Origin of the sequence: Streptomyces sp. ALI-76-A, assembly GCF_030287445.1 — a bacterium.
Lineage (GTDB): Bacteria > Actinomycetota > Actinomycetes > Streptomycetales > Streptomycetaceae > Streptomyces.
This window is the reverse complement of sequence record NZ_JASVWB010000003.1, coordinates 224,529-245,561: the sequence shown is the minus strand read 5'-3', so window position 1 is coordinate 245,561 and position 21,033 is coordinate 224,529. Positions and strand designations below refer to the sequence as shown.

Here is a 21,033-nt window from a genome sequence, read left to right as displayed (position 1 = left end):
GGATCCGTCACCCCGACCAACCCCCATCATCCATTGGTTCGTTCGCTGAAAAACCGGCTCAGGCGTGCGGTCGCTACGCCAGCTTGCGGTGGAAGACCTCGAACATCTCCGCCACGGGCCCGGGCATGTGCATCTCGTGGTGCGTGACCGCCACGTCGTGCACCTCCAGGGAGCCCTGGACGTAGGGCCGCCACAGGTGCGCGTACGACGTGTCCTCGAGGGTGGCGTTGAAATACACCACGTCGCCGCGGTAGACCGGCGACTCGAAATCCATCATCAGGGCCGTGTTGTTCGCCAGGACCCTCGACATGGTGTCCAGGAACTGCTGCCGGTTGCCGGTGCGGATGTACTGGCTGAAGTCCTCCTCCAGCTCCGCCCGGAAGTCCGACGAGTCCTTCCCCGCGTGCACCTCCTCGAACCCGTGCCCGCCCGGCTGGGCGTCCAGGACGGCCACCAGGGCCACCTCGTGTCCGCGCCGGTCCAGGGCGTCCGCGACGGCCTGCACGACGGAACCGCCGTAGGACCAGCCGATGAGGTTGAACGGCCCGTCCGGCTGGATCTTCAGGATCTGGGTGACGTAGTCCTCGATCATCTCCTCGACGGAGCCGGCCAGCGGCTCCACGCCGTCGGAGCCCCGGGACTGCAGCGCGTAGGCGGGCCGGTCCGGCAGATGCAGCACGAAGCTGTAGTACGCCCAGCCCAGGCCGCCGCCCCCGTGGAGGAACCACACCGGCTTCTTGCCCGTGCCGGGGTCGCTGTTCAGGGGCAGGACGACCGCGAAGGAGTCGGCGTCGTCGTCGGGGATGCCGCCGGCGAGCATCAGCGCGGCCAGTTCGGCCACCGTGGGGTACCTGATGATCGTCCGGATGGGGATGTCGATGTCGAACTGGTTGCGGATGCGGACGCTGAGCCGGGTGGCCAGCAGCGAGTGGCCGCCGAGGGCGAAGAAGCCGTCGTCGATGCCGACCTTCTCCACGCCGAGCAGCTCGGTGAACAGCTCGCACAGCGCGCGCTCGTAGGCGTTGCGCGGCTCCCGGCTGGCCGGGGCCGTCGTGTCCTCGGCGGGCAGGGCCCGCTTGTCGAGCTTGCCGTTGGAGGTCAGCGGGATCTCCGCCAGCGGGATGACCGCGGACGGCACCATGTAGTCCGGCAGGCGCCCGCGCAGGTACTCCGACAGCTCCTCCCCCGTGACGGCGGCACCGGGCTCGGGCACGGCGTAGCCCACGAGGCGCTTGTCGCCCTCCTGGTTCTCCCGGACCAGGATCACCGCCTGCGCCACCTGCGGGTGCCCGGCCAGCGCGTGCTCGATCTCGCCCAGCTCGATGCGGAAACCGCGGATCTTCACCTGGGAGTCGGCGCGGCCCACGTACTCGAGCTGGCCGTTGCGGCCCCAGCGGACCAGGTCGCCGCTGCGGTACATCCGCTCGCCCGGAACGCCGAACGGGCAGGCCACGAACCGTCCCGCGGTCAGGTCCGGCCGGCCGTGGTACCCGCGGGCCAGGCCGTAGCCGGCCACGTACAACTCGCCGGTCACACCGGCGGGCGCCGGCCTGAGGTGCGGGTCCAGGACGTAGGCGCGCAGCCCCGGCACCGCCGGGCCGATCACGCTGGCCCGGTAGCGGGCGGCGGAGTGCTCGTCCAGGTCGATGCGGGTGACGTGCACGGTGGTCTCGGTGATGCCGTACATGTTCACCAGCACCGGCGCGTCGGAGGCGTGGCGCGCGTACCAGTCCGTGAGGCGGTTCAGGTCCAGGGCCTCGCCGCCGAACACCACGTACCGCAGCGCCAGGTCCTGGCCGGGGGCGTCGGCGTCGGCCTGGACGAGCTGGTAGAAGGCCGAGGGCGTCTGGTTGAGGACGGTGACCCGCTCGCGGGCGAGGAGCTGGAGGAAGTCGGCCGGGGAGCGGGAGACGTCGAAGGGGACCACGACGAGGCGTCCGCCGTGCAGCAGCGGGCCCCACAGCTCCCACACCGAGAAGTCGAAGGCGTAGGAGTGGAACAGGGTCCACACGTCGTCCGCGCCGAAGCCGAAGTCCCGGGTGGCGGTGAAGAGCCCGACCACGTTGCGGTGCGGGATCAGCACGCCCTTGGGGCGGCCGGTGGACCCGGAGGTGTAGATGACGTACGCCGGGTGCGCGGGGCGCAGAGCGGTGCGGCGCTCGGCGTCGGTGAGGTCGGCGGCGGACTCCCCGTCGAAGGCCCCGGCCCGGTCGAGGTGGACCAGGGGCAGGTCGTGGGCGAGGTCCTGCGCGGCGCCGGTGGTGCTGGTGGTGACCAGCAGGACCGGTGCCGCGTCCTGGACCATGTAGGCGATGCGGTCGGCCGGGGAGTCGGGGTCGATCGGCAGGTAGGCGCCGCCCGCCTTGAGCACCGCCAGCAGCGCGACGACCAGGTCCGCCGAGCGCTCCAGGCAGACCCCGACCAGGGACTCGGGCCCCACTCCCCGGGCGGCCAGGTGCCGGGCGAGCCGGTTGGCCCGGGCGTTGAGCTCCCCGTACGTCAGCGCGGTGCCGTCGTGGACGAGCGCGACCGCGTCGGAGCGGCGCGCCGCCTGCCGCTCGAACAGCTCCACCAGGGTGACCTCGTCGACGGTGTCCCCGGCGGCGTTCACCTCCACCAGCAGCCGCTCGCGCTCCCGCGCGCTCAGCACGTCGATGTCGCCGACGCGCAGGCCCGGGTCGGCGGCGAGCTGCTCCAGCACCCGCACCAGCCGGGCGGAGATCTCCTCGGCCGTGCCGCGGTCGAACAGGTCGGTGGCGTACTGCAGGTCGCCCCGCAGCGCGCCCGTGCCGTCCACGGCCAGGAAGAAGGTCAGGTCGACCATGGCGGTCGACGGGATGGCCTGCTCGAACCGCATCTCCAGGCCGGGCAGCGCGAGGTCGGGCTTCTCGTAGCTCTGCCAGGAGAAGATCACCTGGAACAGCGGCTGGTAGGCCGCGGAGCGGTCGGGGTTGATCGCCTCGACCACCACGTCGAACGGCACGTCCTGGTGCTCGTAGGCGCTCAGCGCCTTGTTCCGCACCTGCGCCAGCAGGTCGGTGAACGACGGGTTGCCGGACAGGTCGGCGCGCAGCACCTGGGTGTTGACGAAGCAGCCGATCATGTCGGCCAGCGCCTCGTCGGTGCGCCCGGCGATCGGGGAGCCGATCGTCACGTCCTCGCCGCCGCCGAGCTTGCTCAGCAGCACCGCCAGCGCGGACTGCACGACCATCGACAGGCTCATCCCGCGCTCGTCGGCGAGCTTCTGCAGCCCCGCCGCCACCTCGGGGGCGGCCTCGATGCCGACGGTGTCGCCGCGGGAGCTGGCCTCCGCGGGCCGCGGGCGGTCCAGCGGCAGGTTCAACGGCTGCGGCACGCCCGCGAGTTCCTTGCGCCAGTACTCGATCTGCGCCGCCGCGAGACTGCCCGGGTCGGCCACGTCGCCGAGCACCTCGCGCTGCCACAGCGCGTAGTCCTTGTACTGGAGGGGCAGCGGCTCCCACGCCGGCGCCCGCCCGTCCCGGCGGGCGGTGTAGGCGTCGACCAGGTCCCGCATCAGCGGCGCGCTGGAGCTGCCGTCCGAGGCGATGTGGTGGATGACCAGGACCAGGACGTGCTCCTCGGGCGAGCAGCGCAGCAAGGTGGCCCGGAAGGGCAGTTCGGCGGCCAGGTCGAAGCGGTGCGCGACGGCCTCGTCGACAGCGGCGGACAGTTCCCCGGACGTCACCTCGGCCACCGGCACCCGCAGCGCCGCCTGCTCCGCCGGCCGGATCCGCGCGTACGGCTCGCCGGCGTCGTCGGTCCCGTAGGTGGTGCGCAGGATCTCGTGCCGCTCGACCACGTCGTGGATCGCCGCGACCAGGGCGTCCTGGTCCAGGGTGCCGGTCAGCCGGAACGCCGCCGATATGTTGTAGGTCGCCGCCCCCCGCTCCAGTTTGTGCAGCAGCCACATGCGGCGTTGTGCAAATGACAGCGGACTCATCGCTTCACTCCTTATTGAACATCTGGCGCATACTGGGGCGACGGGGAGCGGCCGATTCCTCCGACCACGCGGCGAGAGCGGCGACCGTCGGCTGGTCGAAGACCTGGCGGATGGGTATCTCGATGCCCAGCTCGGCACGGGCGCGGCTGATCAGGCGGGTGGCGAGCAGGGAGTGCCCGCCGAGCGTGAAGAAGCCGTCGTCGAGGCCGACCCGTCCCACGTCGAGCACCTCGGCGAACAGCTCGGCCAGGGCCTTCTCGCGGGGGGTGCGGGGCTCGCGGTAGGGGGCGCCGGTGAACTGCGGCTCGGGCAGCGCGGACCGGTCCAGCTTGCCGTTGGGCATCAGCGGCAGCCGGTCCAGGAGCACGAGGGCGGACGGCACCATGAACTCCGGCAGCCGCTCGGCGACGAACCCGCGCAGCTCCTGCGCGGTCGTCGTCCCGCCCGAGGGCACGACGTACGCGACGAGTCGCTTGCCGACGCCGGTCCCCCGGGCGACGACGGCGGCCTGGGCGACCTCCGGGTGCGCGGTGAACGCGGCCTCGACCTCGCCGGGTTCGACGCGGAAGCCGCGCACCTTGACCTGCGTGTCGGCGCGGCCCACGTACTCCAGCAGGCCGTCGGCGTTCCAGCGGGCCAGGTCGCCGGTGCGGTACATGCGCGAGCCGGGCGGGCCGTACGGGTCGGCGACGAACCGCTCGACGGTCAGTGCGGCCCGGCCGTGGTATCCGCGGCCCACGCTGCCGCCGACGTACAGCTCACCGACCGTGCCCTGCGGCATCGGGGCGAGGCCGGGACCCAGGACGTAGGCGCGCATGTTGCCCAGCGGGGTGCCGACGGGCGCGTTGCCCGACCCGTCCCGCGTCTCACCGGTGACGGTGCAGGCGGTGGCGTAGAACGACTCGCTCTGTCCGTAGGCGTTGACGACCCGCACCCCCGGGAAGGCGTTCCGCACCTTCTCGACGAGCGGAAGGGGCAGGGCCTCGCCGGCGAAGACGAGCGTCTCCACCGTGGTGCGGTTCGCGATCTGGTCGACGAGTTCGGCGAAGGCGGACGGCACGGTGGAGATGACGCTGCCGTTCCAGCTCGCGCGCTCCCCCAGCACCAGGACGTCGCGGACCAGTTCGACGACGCCGCCGGTGGCGAGCGTGGTGAAGATCTCGAACGCCGAGACGTCGAAGTTGACGGACGCGCCCGCCAGCAGCCGCTTGCCCGGCCCGAGCCCCACGCGGGAGGCGAGCCGCAGCACGCCGTTGACCACGTTGGCGTGGGTGATGGCGACGCCCTTGGGCTTGCCGGTGGAGCCGGAGGTGTACATCACGTACGCCAGTTGCTCCGCGTGCGGACGCGGTACCGGGCCGGCGGGCCCCTCGGTGAGGTCGAGCGTGTCGAGGCGGAGGTCCGGGGCGTCGTGCTCCGGCAGTGTCCCGGCCGTCGCGGAGTCCGTCAGGACCAGGCACGGCCGCGCCTCCTGGAGGATGGCCCGCAGGCGGTGGCCGGGATACCGGGGGTCGACCGGCAGGTACGCGCCGCCCGACTTCAGCACCGCGAGCAGAGCGACCACCAGGTCCGCCGACCGCGGCAGTGACACCGCGACCAGCGACTCCGGGCCCACGCCCCGGCGGACCAGTTCGGCCGCCAGCCGGCCGGCGCGGGTGTCGACCTCGCGGTAGGTGAGCGTCACGCCCTCGGCGACCACGGCGGTCTCGTCCGGGGTGCGCGCCGCCTGGGCCTCGACGAGCCCGCCGATCGTGGTGTCCGGGGTGGGGACGGCCGTGTCGTTGAAGCCGGCCAGCAGCCGGTGGCGTTCGGCGGGGTCGAGCATCTCCAGTTGCGCGGCCCGCAGCCCGGGGGTGGCGGTGAGCTGTTCGAGGACCCGGACGAGCCGGGCCGCGTACGTCTGGACCGTCGCGCGGTCCAGGACGCCCTCGGCGTACTGGAGGGAGAGCCGCAGGTGCGGCTCGACCAGCGCCATCAGGGTCAGCGGGTAGTTGGTGCCGGTGTCCGCGGTCATGCCGGTGAGGCTGATCCCGGCGGTGGCGTCGAGGGCGGCGCCGAGGCTCTCCTGGTCGACCGGGTACGACTCGAAGACGACCAGCGTGTCGAAGAGGGACTGCAGACCGGCGGCCTGCTGGATCTCCGTGAGCCCGTGGTGGTGGTGCTCCAGCAGGCGCGCCTGGCGGTTCTGCAGCCGGGTGAGGATCTCGGCGAGGGTGTCGCCGGGCGCGTACCGGACGCGGACGGGGAGGGTGTTGATGAACAGCCCGACCATCGACTCCACGTCCGTCACCGCGGGCGGGCGCCCGGAGACGGTCGCGCCGAACACCACGTCCTGGCGGCCGGTGAGCCGGCCGAGCAGCAGCGCCCACGCGCCCTGCACCAGGCTGTTGACGGTGACGCCCAGCTCGGCGGCGCTGCGGCCGACGTCGCGGGCCACCTCGGGCGGCAGCGCGACCTCGACCTGGCCGAGACCGCCCGCGCCCGCGCCCTCGGCGCCGGGGACCAGCAGGGTGGGCTCCTCCAGTCCCTCCAGCTCGGCCGCCCAGGCCCGGGCCGACTCGTCCCGGTCCTGCCGTGCGCGCCAGGTCAGGAAGTCGCCGTAGCTCCGCGCGGCCGGCAGGGCGGCCGGGTCGCCGTCGAAGGCGTAGAGCAGCAGCAGGTCCCGCATCAGCAGGGGCGTGGACCAGCCGTCGAACAGGACGTGGTGGGCGGTCATCACCAGTTCGGTGCGGTCGGGCCCGAGGACGGCGAGGGACAGCCGGAACAGCGGCGGGGCGTCCCGGTCGAAGTGGGCGGCCCGGTCCTCGGCGAGGAACCGCTCGAACGTCCCGGTGCGTTCGCTCTCGCCGGCCCCGGTCAGGTCGAGGTGCCGCCAGGGCAGGGTCACCGCCCGCGGGATCACCTGCACCACGTCGCCGTCCGCCTGCTCGACGTACGCCGCGCGGAGGTTGGCGTGCCGGTCCAGCAGCGCCTGTCCGGCGCGGCGCATCCGCTCGGCGTCGATCTCGCCGCGAAGGTGGAACACCATCTGCATGTGGTAGGCGTCGAACGACGACGACCCGGCCATCATGGTGTGGAACAGCATCCCGGACTGCGCCGGGGTGACCGGCCACACCTCGGTCAGCCGGCCGAAGCGGGCCTCCCAGGTGTCGATCTCCTCCTGGCTCACGTCGACCAGGGGCGCGTCGCTCGGGGTCAGCCCGCCCGCGTCGGGGGCCGCGGCGTGCCGCGCCAGGGCGGTCAGCGCCTCCACCCACAGTCCGGCCAGCTCGGTGACCTCGTCGCGGGAGAGCACGCCGGCCGGGAAGCCGAAGTAGGCGGTCAGCTCGTCGCCCGCGGGGGTGGCGGTGGCGACCGCGTTGATCTCCAGCGCGGACAGCACCGGCATGTCCGGGTCCGGCGCGGCGATCAGGTCGCGGTGGGTGGTGTCCGGTGTCCAGCCCAGGCCGCGCAGTTCCTCGGGGATGTCCGCACCGGAGGACTTGCCGAGGTAGTTGAACCCGATCTGGGGCGGGCGCTGCCCGGTGAGGGCGGCGGCGGTGCCGGGGTTGAGGTGGCGCAGCAGACCGTGGCCGACGCCGTTGTCGGGTATCGCCCGCAGCTGCTCCTTGACGGCCTTGATCGCCCGTCCGGCCGCCGGGCCGCCGGCGAAGGCGTCCGCCACGTCGACGCCGGCCAGGTCCAGGCGGACCGGGAACATCGCGGTGAACCAGCCGACCGTGCCGGACAGGTCGGCGCCGGGCACCAGGTGCTCCTCCCGGCCGTGTCCCTCCAGCCGGACCAGCGCGGTGGACCCGGGCACGCCGCGCGTCCGGCGCCAGCGCACCAGCGCCAGCGCCAGGGCGGCGAGCAGCCCGTCGTCGGCGCCGCCGCGGAACACCGACGGCACCGTGTCGAGCAGTGTCCGTGTGACGTCCGCCGGCACCTGGACGCGGACCGTGTCCACGGTGGCCGCGACATCGCGGGCGGGGTCCAGCTCGCGTGAGCCGAGCGGGGCCTCCTCGCCGCGCAGGATCTCCTGCCACACGGGCAGCTCCGCCACCCGCTCGGGGGTGGCCGCCTCATCGGCCAGCGCGTGCACCCAGCGGCGCAGCGAGGTGCCCGCCGCGGCCCGCTGCGGGGGAAGGCCGTCGCGGACCCGCTGCCAGGCGGACACCAGGTCCGGCAGCAGGATCCGCCACGACACCCCGTCGACGACCAGGTGGTGCAGCACGATCAGCAGCCGGTCGGCGTCGGTGGCGGAGGTGAACCGCACGAACTGCGCCATGACGCCCGCGTCCGGGTCCAGCCGGTCCGCCGCCGCGTCCAGTTCGGCCTGCGCGTCGGCGCCGTCGTAGGGGACCTCGCGCACCAGGAGGCCGGCGTCCACGCTGCCGGCCGGGGCCATGCGCAGGCCCGGCTCGGTGCGGTCGAGGCGGGACCTGAGGACGTCGTGGCGGTCCAGCACGGCCTGGAGCGTGGCCACCAGTCCCGCGCGGTCGATGTCCTCGGGCAGGGTCAGCAGCGCGGACATGCAGAACCGGCCGATTCCGCCGCCGAGTTCGAGGACGTGGGCCGCGGTCGGCGGCAGCGGAGCCCAGCCGGTGCCGCCGCCGGGCAGTTCGGCCAGGCGCACCGGCTCCTCCGCCCGGCGGCCCTCGACGAGTTCCGCGAGCCGGACGACCGTACGGTGCTCGAAGATCTCCCGTGTGCTGACCACGACGCCGCGCGTCTTGGCCCGCGCGACGACCTGGATGGAGCGGATGCTGTCGCCGCCGCTGGTGAAGAAGTCGTCGTCGATGCCGACGCGCTCGGCGCCGAGCACGTCCGCGTACACCTCGGCCAGGTTCCGCTCGGTCTCGGTGCGCGGCCCCCGGTACTCGGCGCCGGTGAACTCCGGCTCGGGCAGCGCCGCCCGGTCCAGCTTGCCGCTCGCGGTCAGCGGCAGCCGGTCCAGCACCACGAGCAGGGCGGGCACCATGTAGTCCGGCAGCCGCCCGGCGGCGAACCGCCGCAGCTCCGCGGCCGGGACGGGGCCGGGCTCCGCGCCGCCGTCCGCGGCACGGGCCGGTGCCACGTAGCCGACGAGCCGCGGATGGCCGGCGGGGTCCTGGCGCACCGTGACCACGGCCTGGCCGACCGCGGGGTGCTGGGCGAGGACCGTCTCGATCTCGCTCGGCTCGACGCGGATGCCGTTGACCTTCACCTGGGTGTCGGCGCGGCCCGCGTAGGCGAGCCGGCCGTCCCCGTCCCACCGCGCCAGGTCGCCGGTGCGGTACATCCGCGTGCCGGGCTCGCCGAACGGGCAGGGCACGAACCGCTCCGCGGTGGCCCGGCCGTTGCGGTGGTAGCCGCGGGCGAGCCGGCCGGCGACGTACAGCTCGCCGGTCACGCCGGGCGGTACCGGGGTGAGGTCCGGCCCGAGGACGTGGGCGCGCATGTTGGCCAGGGGCCGTCCGACGGGGACCGCGCCGGTCGCGTCCGGCTGCTCCGGGACGGTGTGGGTGGTGGCGTAGAAGCTCTCGGTCTGCCCGTAGGCGTTGACGACGCGGACGCCGGGCAGGGCGTCGCGCACCGTGCGCACCAGGTCGGCGGTGAGGGCCTCACCGGCGAGGACGACGGTCTCCACGTCGAGTCCGCCGCCGGGGCCGGCGGCGCCGAGCTGGTCGAGCAGCGCGGAGAACACCGTGGGGACGGCGCTGATGGTGGTGCCCGACCAGGCGCCTCGTTCGGCGAGTTCGAGCACGTCGCGGACGATCTCCACGGTGGCTCCGGTGGTGAGGGCCGTGAAGATCTCGAACACGGAGACGTCGAAGTTCACGGACGTCGCGGCGAGCATCCGCGACCCCGCCTCCACGCCCACGGTGCGGCGCAGGTCCTGCACGCCGTTGACGACGGCGCCGTGCGTGACGGCGACCCCCTTGGGGGTGCCGGTCGAGCCGGAGGTGAACATCACGTAGGCCAGGTCGTCCGCCGAGAGGGGGACGTGGGGGGCCTCGGGGCCGGGGCCGTCGAGGCTGAGGTCCTCCAGGCGGAGCACCGGTGCCCGGCAGCCGGCCACGGCGGCCGCCGCCTCGCCGCCGGTGAGCACCAGCGCCGGGCGGGCGGTGTCGAGCAGCAGGCCGACCCGCGAGGACGGGTAGCCGGGGTCGACCGGCAGGTAGGCGCCGCCGGCCTTGAGCACGGCGAGCATCCCGGCCACCAGGTCGGCGGAGCGCGGCAGGGCCACGGCGACCAGGACGTCCGGTCCGACGCCGTGGTCCCGCAGCACCGCGGCGAGCCGGCCGGCGCGGGCGTCCAGTTCCCGGTACGTCAGCGTGGTGTCCGCGGACACCACCGCGGTCGCGTCGGGGGTGCGGGCCGCCTGGGCGGCGACCAGCTCCGGCACCGTGGAGCCCCGCACCGGGGCCGCCGTGTCGTTCACCCGCGCCAGCAGGTCCCGTTCGGCGTCGGTGAGGACGTCCACGGCGGCGAGCGGCGCGCCGGGGTCGGCGACCACCTGCCGCAGCACGCGCACGAAGCGGTCGACGATCGCCTGGGCCGTGGTGTGGTCGAACAGTTCCGTCGCGTACTCCAGCCGCCCGTAGGCGCCGCCGTCCGCGTGCGGGACGACGTTGAGGAACAGGTCGAACTTGGCGGTCGCGGTGTCCGCGGCGACGGGCGTCGCCCGCAGCCCCGGCATCTCGATGGGCGGCCACACGAACTGCCAGGCCAGCATCACCTGGAACAGCGGCTGGTAGGAGGTGGCGCGTTCCGGGCCCAGCAGCTCCACCAGGCGCTCGAAGGGGATGTCCTGGTTGTCGTACGCGGCGAGGGCCTTGTCCCGCACCTGCTCCAGCAGCTCCCCGAACGACGGGTTGCCCGACAGGTCGGCGCGCAGCACCCAGGTGTTGACGAAGAACCCGATCAGGTCGTCGAGCTGCTCATCGGCGCGCCCCTCGATGGGGCTGCCGATCGTCAGGTCCGTGCCGCCGCCCAGCTTGTGCAGGAGCACCGCCAGCGCGGCCTGGGCGGCCATCGGCGGCGTGGCACCGCGCTCGGCGGCCAGCTGCCCCAGCCCGGCGAGCAGCTCGGGTTCCAGCTCGAAGGAGACGTGTCCGCCGCGGTGGTCGGACATCGTCGGCCGGGCCCGGTCCAGGGGGAGCTGGACCGGCTGCGGCACCCCCTCCAGCTCCTGCCGCCAGTAGTCGATCTGCGCCGCGGCGACCGACTCCGGGTCCGCCTCGTCGCCCAGCACCTCCCGCTGCCACAGCGTGTAGTCCTTGTACTGCACCGGCAGCGGCTCCCACCGCGGGGCACCGCCCCGGTGACGGGCCGCGTACGCCGACACCAGTCCTTCGAGGAACGGCGCCATGGAGGCGCCGTCCACCGCGATGTGGTGGAACACGAACGCGACGACGTGCTCCCGCGGGGAGAGCCGGAAGACGGTGGTGCGCAGCGGCAGCTCCGTCTCCAGGTCGAACCCCTCGCGCAGCACCTCACCCAGCGCGGCGTCCACCGCGTCCGCCGCCACGTCGGCCACCCGGAAGGGCACGGCCGCCTCCCGCGGGGGCAGGATCCGCTGCTCGGGCGTGCCGTCCGCGTTCTCGGCGACGAGGGTGCGCAGCGTTTCGTGCCGGGTCACGACATCCGTCACGGCCGCGGCCAGGGCCGCCGTGTCCAGCGGCCCTTCCAGACGCAGCACGAAGGGGATGTTGTAGGTCGCGGACGGGCCTTCCAGACGGTGGAGGAACCACAGCCGGCGTTGGGCGAACGACAGCGGAATCATCGGCGCAAACTCCTACACGGTCATCTGGCGCAGCTGGGGGCGGTTCTTCTTGCGCGGCCGGGAATCGTCCGCGGTCAGTTCCTCGATACGCGCCGCCAGTTGAGCGACGGTCGGGTTGCGGAACACCATCGTGACCTTGGAGTCGACGCCGAACTTGTTACGGATGCGCCCGCTGAGCCGGGTGGCCAGCAGGGAGTGGCCGCCGTTGCCGAAGAAGTCGTCGTCGATGCCGATCTCCTCCTTGCCGAGCAGGTCGGCGAAGAGCCGGCACAGGGCTTCCTCGGTGGCGTTGCGCGGGCCGCGTCCGGGCTCGGCCCTGCCCTGGTCGGGGGCGGGCAGCGCGCCGCGGTCGAGCTTTCCGCTCGGGTTCGTCGGGAACTCGGCGAGCGGCACGATCGCCGACGGCACCATGTACTCCGGCAGGCGCCGGCGCAGCAGTTCCGCCAGGGGCGCGAGGTCCAGCCCGGCCGGGTCGGCCTTGCCGGCCGGCACCACGTACGCGACCAGCCGCTGGTCTCCGGGGCGGTCCTCCCGGACCAGGGCGACCGCCTGGGCCACGGCGGGGTGTTCGGCCAGGACGTGCTCGATCTCGCCCAGCTCGATGCGGAAGCCCCGGATCTTCACCTGGAAGTCGGTGCGCCCGATGTACTCGAGCCGGCCGTCCTCGCGCCAGCGCACCAGGTCGCCGGTGCGGTACATCCGCGTGCCGGGCGCACCGAAGGGGCAGGCCACGAACCGTCCCGCGGTGAGGTCCGGCCGGCCCTGGTACCCGCGGGCCAGGCCGTCGCCGGCGATGTACAGCTCGCCCTGCACCCCGCGCGCGGCGGGCCGCAGCAGCGCGTCGAGCACGTACACCTGGGTGTTGCCGATCGGGGTCCCGATGGAAGGGAGACCGGCACCGGGCTCGACCGGGGCGCTGGTGGACCAGATCGTCGTCTCGGTCGGGCCGTAGACGTTGGTCACCTCGGCCGCCTGTCCGGCCAGGGCCTCGGCCAGGTGCGGCGGCAGTGCCTCCCCGCCGACCAGGATCCGCAGGCCCGTGGCGCCGTCGGGCTCCTCCATGAGCAGGATCTGCCAGAACGCCGGTGTCGCCTGCACGACGGTCACCTGGTGACGGCGCATCACCTCCCGCACCGCCGAGGGCTGGGAGACGGTCTCCTTGCCCGCCAGCACCACCGCCGCCCCGGAGATCAGCGGCAGGTACAGCTCCAGTCCCGCGATGTCGAACGAGACCGTCGTCACGGCGAGCAGCCGGTCCGAGGGGGCCAGCGGGAGCCGCCGCCGCATGGTGGCCAGGAAGTTGGCGAGCCCCCGGTGGGTGACCGACACGCCCTTGGGCCTGCCCGTCGAACCCGAGGTGTAGATGACGTACGCCGCGTTGTCCGGGCGGACGGCCGTCGCGGGCGCCGTCGCCGGGTGGCCCGAGCAGTCGGCGCCGGCGAGCGTGTCGGCGTCGAGCACGAGCGCGGGGCGGGCGTCCTCGAGGATGTGGTCGATCCGGGAGCGCGGGTGGTCCGGGTCGATCGGGACGTAGGTGGCGCCGGTCTTCAGCACCGCCAGCAGCGCGACCACGAGCTGCGCGGACCGCGGCAGCCGCACGGCCACCAGTGACTCCGGGCGGACGTCACGGTCGATCAGCCAGTGCGCCAGCCGGTTGGCGCGCTCCTCCAGTTCCGCGTACGTGAGCGAGGTGTCCTCGGCGGCGACGGCGAGGGCCTCGGGGGTGGCCTCCGCCTGCCGGCGCACGGCCTCCACCAGGCCGCCCGCCTCGAGGGTCGGCTCGGCGGTGTCGTTCACCTGGTGCAGCAGCCAGTTGCGCTCCCGGTCACCGAGTACGTCGATGTCGCCGAGGCGCGTGGCCGGGTCGGCCAGCAGCTGGTCGAGCACCCGCACGAGCCGGGCGGCGATCTCCTCGGCCGCCTCGCGGTCGTAGAGGTTGTTCTGGTAGTCGAGGGAGAGCCGCAGGTAGGGGTCGGAGGAGTTGAGCGTGAGCGGGTAGTGCGATCCCGCGAACGGACGGATGCCGTCGATGGTGAAGCCCGCCGAGGTGTTGGCCTCCACCATGCCTTCGCGGTCGATCGGGTAGTTCTCGAACACGATCAGCGTGTCGAACAGGGCGGGCAGTCCGACGCTGCGCTGGATGTCGGCCAGTCCGTGGTGGTGGTGGTCGAGCAGGGCGGTCTGCCGGTCCTGAAGGTCGGTGATGACCTCGCCCATGGTGTGGCCGGGGCCGCAGACCACCCTGGTCGGCAGGGTGTTGATGAACAGGCCGACCATCTCGTCGGAGCCGACCAGGTCGGCCGGACGGCCGTTGACGGCGGCACCGAAGACCACGTCGCGCTGCCCGGTGAGCTGCGACAGCAGGATCGCCCACGCGCCCTGAAGGAGCGTGTTCAGGGTGACGCCCAGCTCCGCGGCGCGGCGGGCGAGTTCGCGTCCCTCGTCGATCGACAGCGGTACCTCGACCCGGCCGAGGGCGGACGCCGTCCCCTTCAGCGCGGCCTGCGGTGCGACGAGGGTCGGCTGGTCGAACCCGTCCAGCTCGGCCTTCCACCGCGCCTCCGAGACCGCCGGGTCCTGGGTGGACAGCCAGGCCAGGTAGTCGCCGTAGTTGCGGACCGGCGTCAGCTCCCGGGTGCCGGAGTACAGCCGGATCAGGTCCGTGATCACCATCGGTGACGACCAGCCGTCGAACAGGGTGTGGTGCGCGGTGACGATGAGCTTGGCCCGCTGCGGCCCGCAGGTGAGCAGCGCCAGGCGGATCAGCGGCGGCCGGGCCGGGTCGAGCTGGTCGGCCCGGTCGTCGGCCAGGGCCCGGTCGAGCGCCGCTTCCTGCTCGGCCTCGCTCAGGCCGGTCAGGTCCAGGTGCCGCCAGGGGATGTCGACGTGCTCCGGCACGATCTGCACCGGATCGCCCTCGTCGGTGGTGAGGAACGCGGCGCGCAGGTTCGGGTAGCGCGCCAGCAGCGCCTGACCGGCCGCCCGCATGCGCGCGGGGTCGACGTGCCCGGACAGGTGCAGCGCGAACTGCATGTGGTAGACGTCGAAGGAACCCTCGGCGAGCGCGGCCTGGAACTGGATGCCGGACTGTCCGGGGGCCTGCGGCCACACCTCGGTCAGTCGGCCGTACCGCTCCTCCCACGCCTCGATCTCGTGCTGCCGCACGGGGACCAGCGGGGCGTCCGCGGGGGTGAGCCCGCCGATGCCGGGGCGCGCGGCGTACGCGGCCATGCCCCGCAGCACCTCGACCCACAGGTCGGCCAGTTCCGCGGTCCGTTCCCGGGACAGGACACCGGTGGGGAACATGAAGGCCGCCTGGAGCCGGGTGCCCTCGGGGGTGTCGGTGGCGACCGAGTTGACCTCCAGCGCGGACAGCGCCGGCAGGTCCGGGTCGGGCAGGGCGATCAGCTCGGCGGACCAGGACGCCGGTCCCCATCCCTCGGCGCGCAGGTGCTCGGGCACGTCGGAGTCGGAGATCCGGCCGAGGTAGTTGAAGCCGATCTGCGGGGCCGGGCAGTCGGCGAGCTGCTCGCCGGTCTCCTGGTTCAGCCAGCGCAGCAGCCCGTACCCGATGCCCTTGCCGGGGACCGCGCGCAGCTGCTCCTTGACCAGCTTGACGGCCCGGCCGGCGGCCGCGCCGCCCGCCAGCACCTCGGCCAGGTCCACGTCGCGGACGTCGACGCGGGCCGGGTACATGCTGGTGAACCAGCCGATGGTGCGGGAGAGGTCGGCCCCGGGGACGGCGTCCTCCTCGCGGCCGTGGCCCTCCAGGCGGACCAGGGTCGAGGCGTCCGCGCCGCGCCACCGGTTCATCGCCAGGGCGAGCGCGGCGAGCAGCACGTCGGTGCCGGTGCCCCGGAAGGCCGTGGGGAGCGTGCTCAGCACCGCCTCGGTGACATCGGCGGGCAGTTCCACCCGCACGGTGTCGACCGTGGACCACACGTCCAGCGCCGGGTCGAACGGCCGCGTGCCCAGCGGCGGGTCGGACGCCTCCAGCACGTTCTGCCAGTGGGTCAGTTCCGCCTCCCGCTCCGGGGAGTACGCCTCGTCCTCCAGCGCCGACGCCCAGCGCCGGGCCGACGTGCCGACCGCGGGCAGCTCGGGTGCCGTGCCGGAGCGGACCTGCTGCCAGGCCTCGGCGAGGTCCGACATCAGGATGCGCCAGGAGACGCCGTCCACGACCAGGTGGTGCAGCACCACCAGCAGCCGGCCCCGGCCGGAGCCGGCGGCGAACCAGACGAAGTCCGCCATGGTGCCGGCCTCGGGGGCCAGGCGCCCGACCGCGTCGTCCAGTTCCGCCCTGGCCGCCTCCAGCGCGGCCGGCTCGTCCCAGCGGCCGTCGCAGTCGACCCGGCGGATCAGGTCCGCCGCGCGCACCGCGCCGGGCTCCCGCACGACGAGGGAGGGCTCGTCGCCGGGCACCAGCCGGGCGCGCAGCAGGTCGTGCCGGTCGAGTACGGCGTCGAGTGTCGCGGCGAGGCCGTCGGCGTCGATGCCCGCGGGCAGTTCCAGCACCATCGACATGGCGAACCGGTCGGTGCCGCCGCCGTGCTCGAACACCTGCCGGGCCACCGGCTGCAACGGCATCGGGCCGACGCCGCCGCCGTCGAGTTCGGTGAGCACGGGCGCCCGGTCGCGGCGGTCGCCGGCGACCTCGGCCAGCCGGGCCGCCGTGCGGCACTCGAAGATCTCCCGGGTGGTCAGCTCCAGGCCCTTGGCGCGGGCCCGCGCCACCACCTGGATGGAGCGCAGGCTGTCCCCGCCCACCGCGAAGAAGTCGTCGTCGGCGCTGACCCGGTCCACGCCGAGGACGTCCGCGTACGCGGCGGTGATGATCTTCTCGGCCTCGGTGCGTGGTTCCCGGTAGGTCTCGCCGAGGAACTCCGGCTCGGGCAGCGCCGAGCGGTCCAGTTTGCCGGTCGGCCCGAGCGGCAGCCTGCCGAGGGCGACGAACGCCGACGGCACCATGTAGTCGGGCAGCCGGGCCGCGGCGAACTTGCGCAGTTCGGCGGCGGAGGCCCCGGACTGCACGTCGACGTCGCCGATGCCGCCGACGCCGTCGTCGCCGACGGCTCCCTCGCCGGTGTGCACCACGTACGCGACGAGCTGCTTGCCGCCCGAGGGCAGCTCCCGGCCGATCACCACGGTCTCGCTGATGCCGGGGTGCCCGGCGATGACCGCCTCGACCTCGGCCGTCTCGATGCGGAAGCCGCGCACCTTCACCTGGCCGTCGCCGCGGCCCACGCACTCCAGCCGGCCGCCCGCGTTCCAGCGGGCCAGGTCGCCGGTGCGGTACATCCGCTCGCCCGCCGGCCCGAAGGGGCTGGGCACGTAGCGTTCGGCGGTCAGGCCGGGCCGGCCGTGGTAGCCGCGGCCCACGCAGGCCCCGGCCACGTACAGCTCGCCGACCACGCCCTGCGGCACCGGGGCGAGGCCCGGGCCGAGGACGTAGGCGCGCATGTTGCCCAGCGGGGTGCCGATGGGCGCGACGTCGCCGTCGGGCCACTCCTCGTCCGGGGCGAGGGAGAAGGCGGTGGCGTAGAAGCTCTCGCTCTGCCCGTAGGAGTTGACGATCCGCGCGCCGGGCAGGGCCTCGCGGACCTGCCGGACCAGCCGGGCCGGGAGCACGTCGCCGGCGAAGACGACGGTGCGCACGCCGGCCGCCTCGTCCAGGTGGCCGACCAGTTCGCCGAGCACCGAGGGCACGCCGCTGACGATGTGGGCCTCGATGCCGTCCCGTTCGCCGAGCGCCAGCGCGTTCGGGAGGATCTCGGCCGTGCCGCCGGTGGTCAGGGTGGTCAGCAGCTCGAAGACCGAGACGTCGAAGTTGACGGAGGTGCCGGCCGCCATCCGCCACCCGGGCGGGGTGTCGAGGACGCGTACCAGTTCCCGCACGCCGTTGACGACGTTGCGGTGGGTGATCGCCGCGCCCTTCGGCTTGCCGGTGGAGCCGGAGGTGTACATCACGTACGCCAGGTTGTCCGGGCCGAGCGGCGAGGTCCGGTCGGCGTCACCGGGGGCCCCGGCGGGGGTGTTCCACCGGGCGCGGTCGTCGAGGTTGACCGGCTCGATGTCGCCCGGCGGCAGCTCCCGCCAGGTCGCGGTGTCGGTGACCGCGAACCGCGGGCGGGCCTCGGACAGCACGGTCTGCGCCCGCCCGCTGAGGTACTGCGGGTCCATCGGGACGTATCCGGCGCCGGACTTGAGGATGCCGAGCAGGCCGGCGACGAGGTCCTCGGTACGCGGCAGCGCGAGGACCACCAGGTCCTCGGGGCCGGCCCCGCGCCGGATCAGCTCCCGGGCGACGCCGTTCGCCCGCTCGTCCAGCTCCCGGTAGGTCAGGGTCCGGCCGTCGCACACGAGCGCCGGGACGTCGGGTGTGGCGGCCGCCTGCCGCTCGAACAGCTCGGGGACCGTCAGCTCGGGCAGCTCCGCCGCGGTGTCGGCGGCCCGGGCGAGCCAGTGGTCCCGCTCGTCCGCGTCGAGGACGTCGACGGTGCCGACGGCGCGCTCGGGGTCGGCCACGAGCCGGCCCAGGACGCGCACGAACCGCGCGGCGACGCTCTCGGCCGTGTCCCGGTCGAACAGTCCGGTGGCGTACTCCAGACGGCAGTCGGCCCCGCCGGCGCTGTTGGGCAGCAGGTCGAAGAAGAGGTCGAACTTGGCGGTGCCGGTCTCCAGCCGCTCGACGTGGACACCGAGGCCGGGCAGCTGGAGCGGCGGCACGGGCGGCTGCCAGGAGAGCATGACCTGGAAGAACGGGTTGTAGGCGGTGGAGCGGTGCGGGTTGAGCAGCTCCACCAGCCGCTCGAACGGCATGTCCTGGTTGTCGTAGGCGGCCAGGGACCGCTCCCGCACCCGCCGGAGCAGCTCACGGAAGGTGGGGTTGCCGGTCAGGTCGACGCGCAGCACCCAGGTGTTGACGAAGAACCCGACGAGGTCGCGCAGGTCCTCGTCGGTGCGGTCCGTGATCGGCGCGCCGATGGGCACGTCGTCGCCGCAGCCGAGGTGCTGGAGAAGCACCGCCAGCGCCGAGTGCATGACCATCGACACCGTGGTGTCCAGCTCCGCGGCCAGTTTCTCCACGGCCTCCAGCAGGCCGGCGTCGAGGAAGAACGGGATCCGGTCGCCGTCGGGGCTCATCACCCTCGGGCGCGGGCGGTCCGTCGGCAGGGGCAGCGGCTGCGGCAGGTCGGCCAGCGCCTCGCGCCAGTACTCCAGCTGCCGGGCCGCCAGGCTCTCCGGGTCGGACTCGTCGCCCAGCAGGTCGAGCTGCCACAGCGTGTAGTCCGCGTACTGCACCGGCAGCGGCTCCCACGCCGGGGCCCTGCCCTCCCTGCGCGCCGCGTAGGCCGTGGTGAGGTCGCTGAACAGCGGCCCGAAGGACTCCCCGTCCACGGCGATGTGGTGCGCGACGACGACGAGGGTGTGGTCCTGCGGTGCGCTGCGCACCAGCCGGGCGCGGATCGGCACGTCGGCGGCCAAGTCGAAGGTCTCGGTGGCCACCTCCTCGACGGCCGCCGCCCGCTTGTCCTCGGCGGCGTCGACGACGGGCAGGTCGAACGGCTTCTCCCCGGTCGCCAGCACCTGCTGGTGCGGGACGCCGTCGTCGCCCTCCACGATCACCGTGCGGAGGACCTCGTGCCTGTCGATGACGTCGCGGAGCGCCGCCGTGAGGGCGTCCACGTCCAGCTCACCGGTCAGCCGCAGGGCGAACGCGCCGTTGTAGGTCGGCGAGGGGCCTTCGAACCGGTCCACGAACCACAGCCGGCGCTGCGCGAACGACAACGGGATCATTGTGTCTCCAAAATCGGCGAACCAGGGAGCGGGGTCGTCACTCAGCTCTGGTCGAGGAGGGTCAGGAGTTCGTCGTTGTAGAAGTCGTCGATGGAGATGGCCCCGGACAGCGTCGAGAAGTACCGGTTGATGTGCTCCTGATGTCCGACCAGCTTGCGGAGCATCTCCGTGCGCCCCTCGGGCTTGAGCTCCGCCACGTTCAGCGCGCCCTGGTAGTGGTTGAGGGCCTCGTTGCTCAGCTCGTTCTCGTAGCGCCTGAGCGCCGAGTTGAGCGCGGCCTCGTCGTGCAGCCGGTCCCCGACGAGGTCGGTGAGGGACTGGGCCTGGACGAAGGCCTCGGTGATGCCGCGGGCGGTGATGGAGTCCTTGTGGTTCACCGCGTCACCGACGAGCACCCAGCCGGGCCCGTAGGCCTTGCGGAAGTAGTTCTCCTGGTGGCCCGTGCCGTAGAGCTGCTCCTCGCGCCTGCCCGACCGCATCCGCTCGTACAGCTCGGGGGCCGTGGTGCGGAACGCGTCGAGGTAGGCGGGTTCCACGCTCTTGCGGACCTGGTTGTAGTCCGCCTGCGGGAAGTACGCCATGAGCAGCGTGAGGTCGTCGTTGGTGGGCAGCACGCCGATCCAGCGGCCCGGCCGCTCGTACAGCTCGAAGTTGGCGGGAACGCCGGACCAGTAGCTGTAGTAGGTGGTGGTCATGCGCGGGTGCTCGATGACGTTCTCGGCGCCGGCCTTGCGGGCCACCAGCGAGCGCATGCCGTCCGCGCCGACGACCAGGCGGGCCCGCTCCGTCGCCTCGGCGCCGCCGGGCGTGGCGTACCGCACCCCGACGACCCGGTCGTTCTCGAACACCAGGTCCTTGACCGCGCAGCCCTGACGGAACTCCACGCCGGCCGCCACAGCCCCCTCGGCGAGGATCGGGTCGAGCACGTACCGCCGCGGCGCGTACGTGGTCGTCAGGCCGTCGATCGGCAGGGAGAAGCCCTCGATGCGGACGTCGGGGCCCTGGTAGATCTGGTGGGTGATCGGCTGGGCGCCGGAGTCGCGGATCCGGTCGAGCAGCCCCCACCGGTTGAGCAGCGCCACGCCCTGCATGTGCAGGTAGTGCGAGGAGAGCGTGTCCTGCGGGAAGCGCGCTTTCTCCAGGAGCAGGACGCGGTAGCCCTGCTGCGCGAACAGCATGGCCGTCGGCGATCCTGCACAACGGGCACCTATGACAATGACGTCGTACATGGCGCGCCTCTCTTACCAGTAGTTTTTCGACACGGGGCGGCTACGGCGCGGTCGTCGCGGCCTGGGATTCGATGTACGCGGAGATGGACGCCACCGTCGGGTTGAGGAACATCTGGTCCATCGGGACCTCGACGCCCAGTTCCTCGATGTAGGCGCCCTGGATCCTCACCATGACCAGGGACTGACCGCCCAGGGCGAAGAAGTCGTCGTCGACGGAGATGTCGTCGCACTGGAACTCACGGCACCAGATGGCACGCACGCGGTCGGCAATCATCACGGTCCTCTCGGTTGTCATCACT

At 73.3% G+C, this 21,033-nt stretch carries 5 protein-coding genes; all 5 read right to left on the bottom strand.

The features are described 5' to 3' along the window. Positions 1 to 73: 73 nt before the first annotated feature. Genes QQS16_RS36405 through QQS16_RS36385 form a run of 5 tightly spaced genes read right to left on the bottom strand, consistent with a single transcriptional unit; the run spans position 74 to position 21,008 of the window. On the bottom strand, positions 74 to 3,961 hold the full coding sequence (locus tag QQS16_RS36405; protein ID WP_286066794.1) for a non-ribosomal peptide synthetase: 3,888 nt from the start codon (positions 3,959 to 3,961) through the stop codon (positions 74 to 76). Between the two features lie 4 nt (positions 3,962 to 3,965). Further along, positions 3,966 to 11,708: a non-ribosomal peptide synthetase gene (locus QQS16_RS36400; RefSeq protein ID WP_286066793.1), complete on the bottom strand. Its 7,743-nt coding sequence runs from the start codon at positions 11,706 to 11,708 to the stop codon at positions 3,966 to 3,968. Positions 11,709 to 11,720: 12 nt separating this feature from the next. After that, the gene (locus QQS16_RS36395; RefSeq protein WP_286066792.1) at positions 11,721 to 19,505 is read right to left on the bottom strand and encodes a non-ribosomal peptide synthetase; all 7,785 of its coding nucleotides are present in this window, start codon (positions 19,503 to 19,505) and stop codon (positions 11,721 to 11,723) included. 41 nt (positions 19,506 to 19,546) lie between these two features. After that, complete coding sequence (locus tag QQS16_RS36390; protein WP_286066791.1) at positions 19,547 to 20,734, bottom strand: NAD(P)/FAD-dependent oxidoreductase; 1,188 nt, start codon at positions 20,732 to 20,734, stop codon at positions 19,547 to 19,549. Positions 20,735 to 20,774: 40 nt separating this feature from the next. Next, positions 20,775 to 21,008 (bottom strand): phosphopantetheine-binding protein, encoded by a 234-nt coding sequence (locus tag QQS16_RS36385; protein WP_286066790.1) that lies wholly within the window; start codon positions 21,006 to 21,008, stop codon positions 20,775 to 20,777. Positions 21,009 to 21,033: the final 25 nt, after the last annotated feature.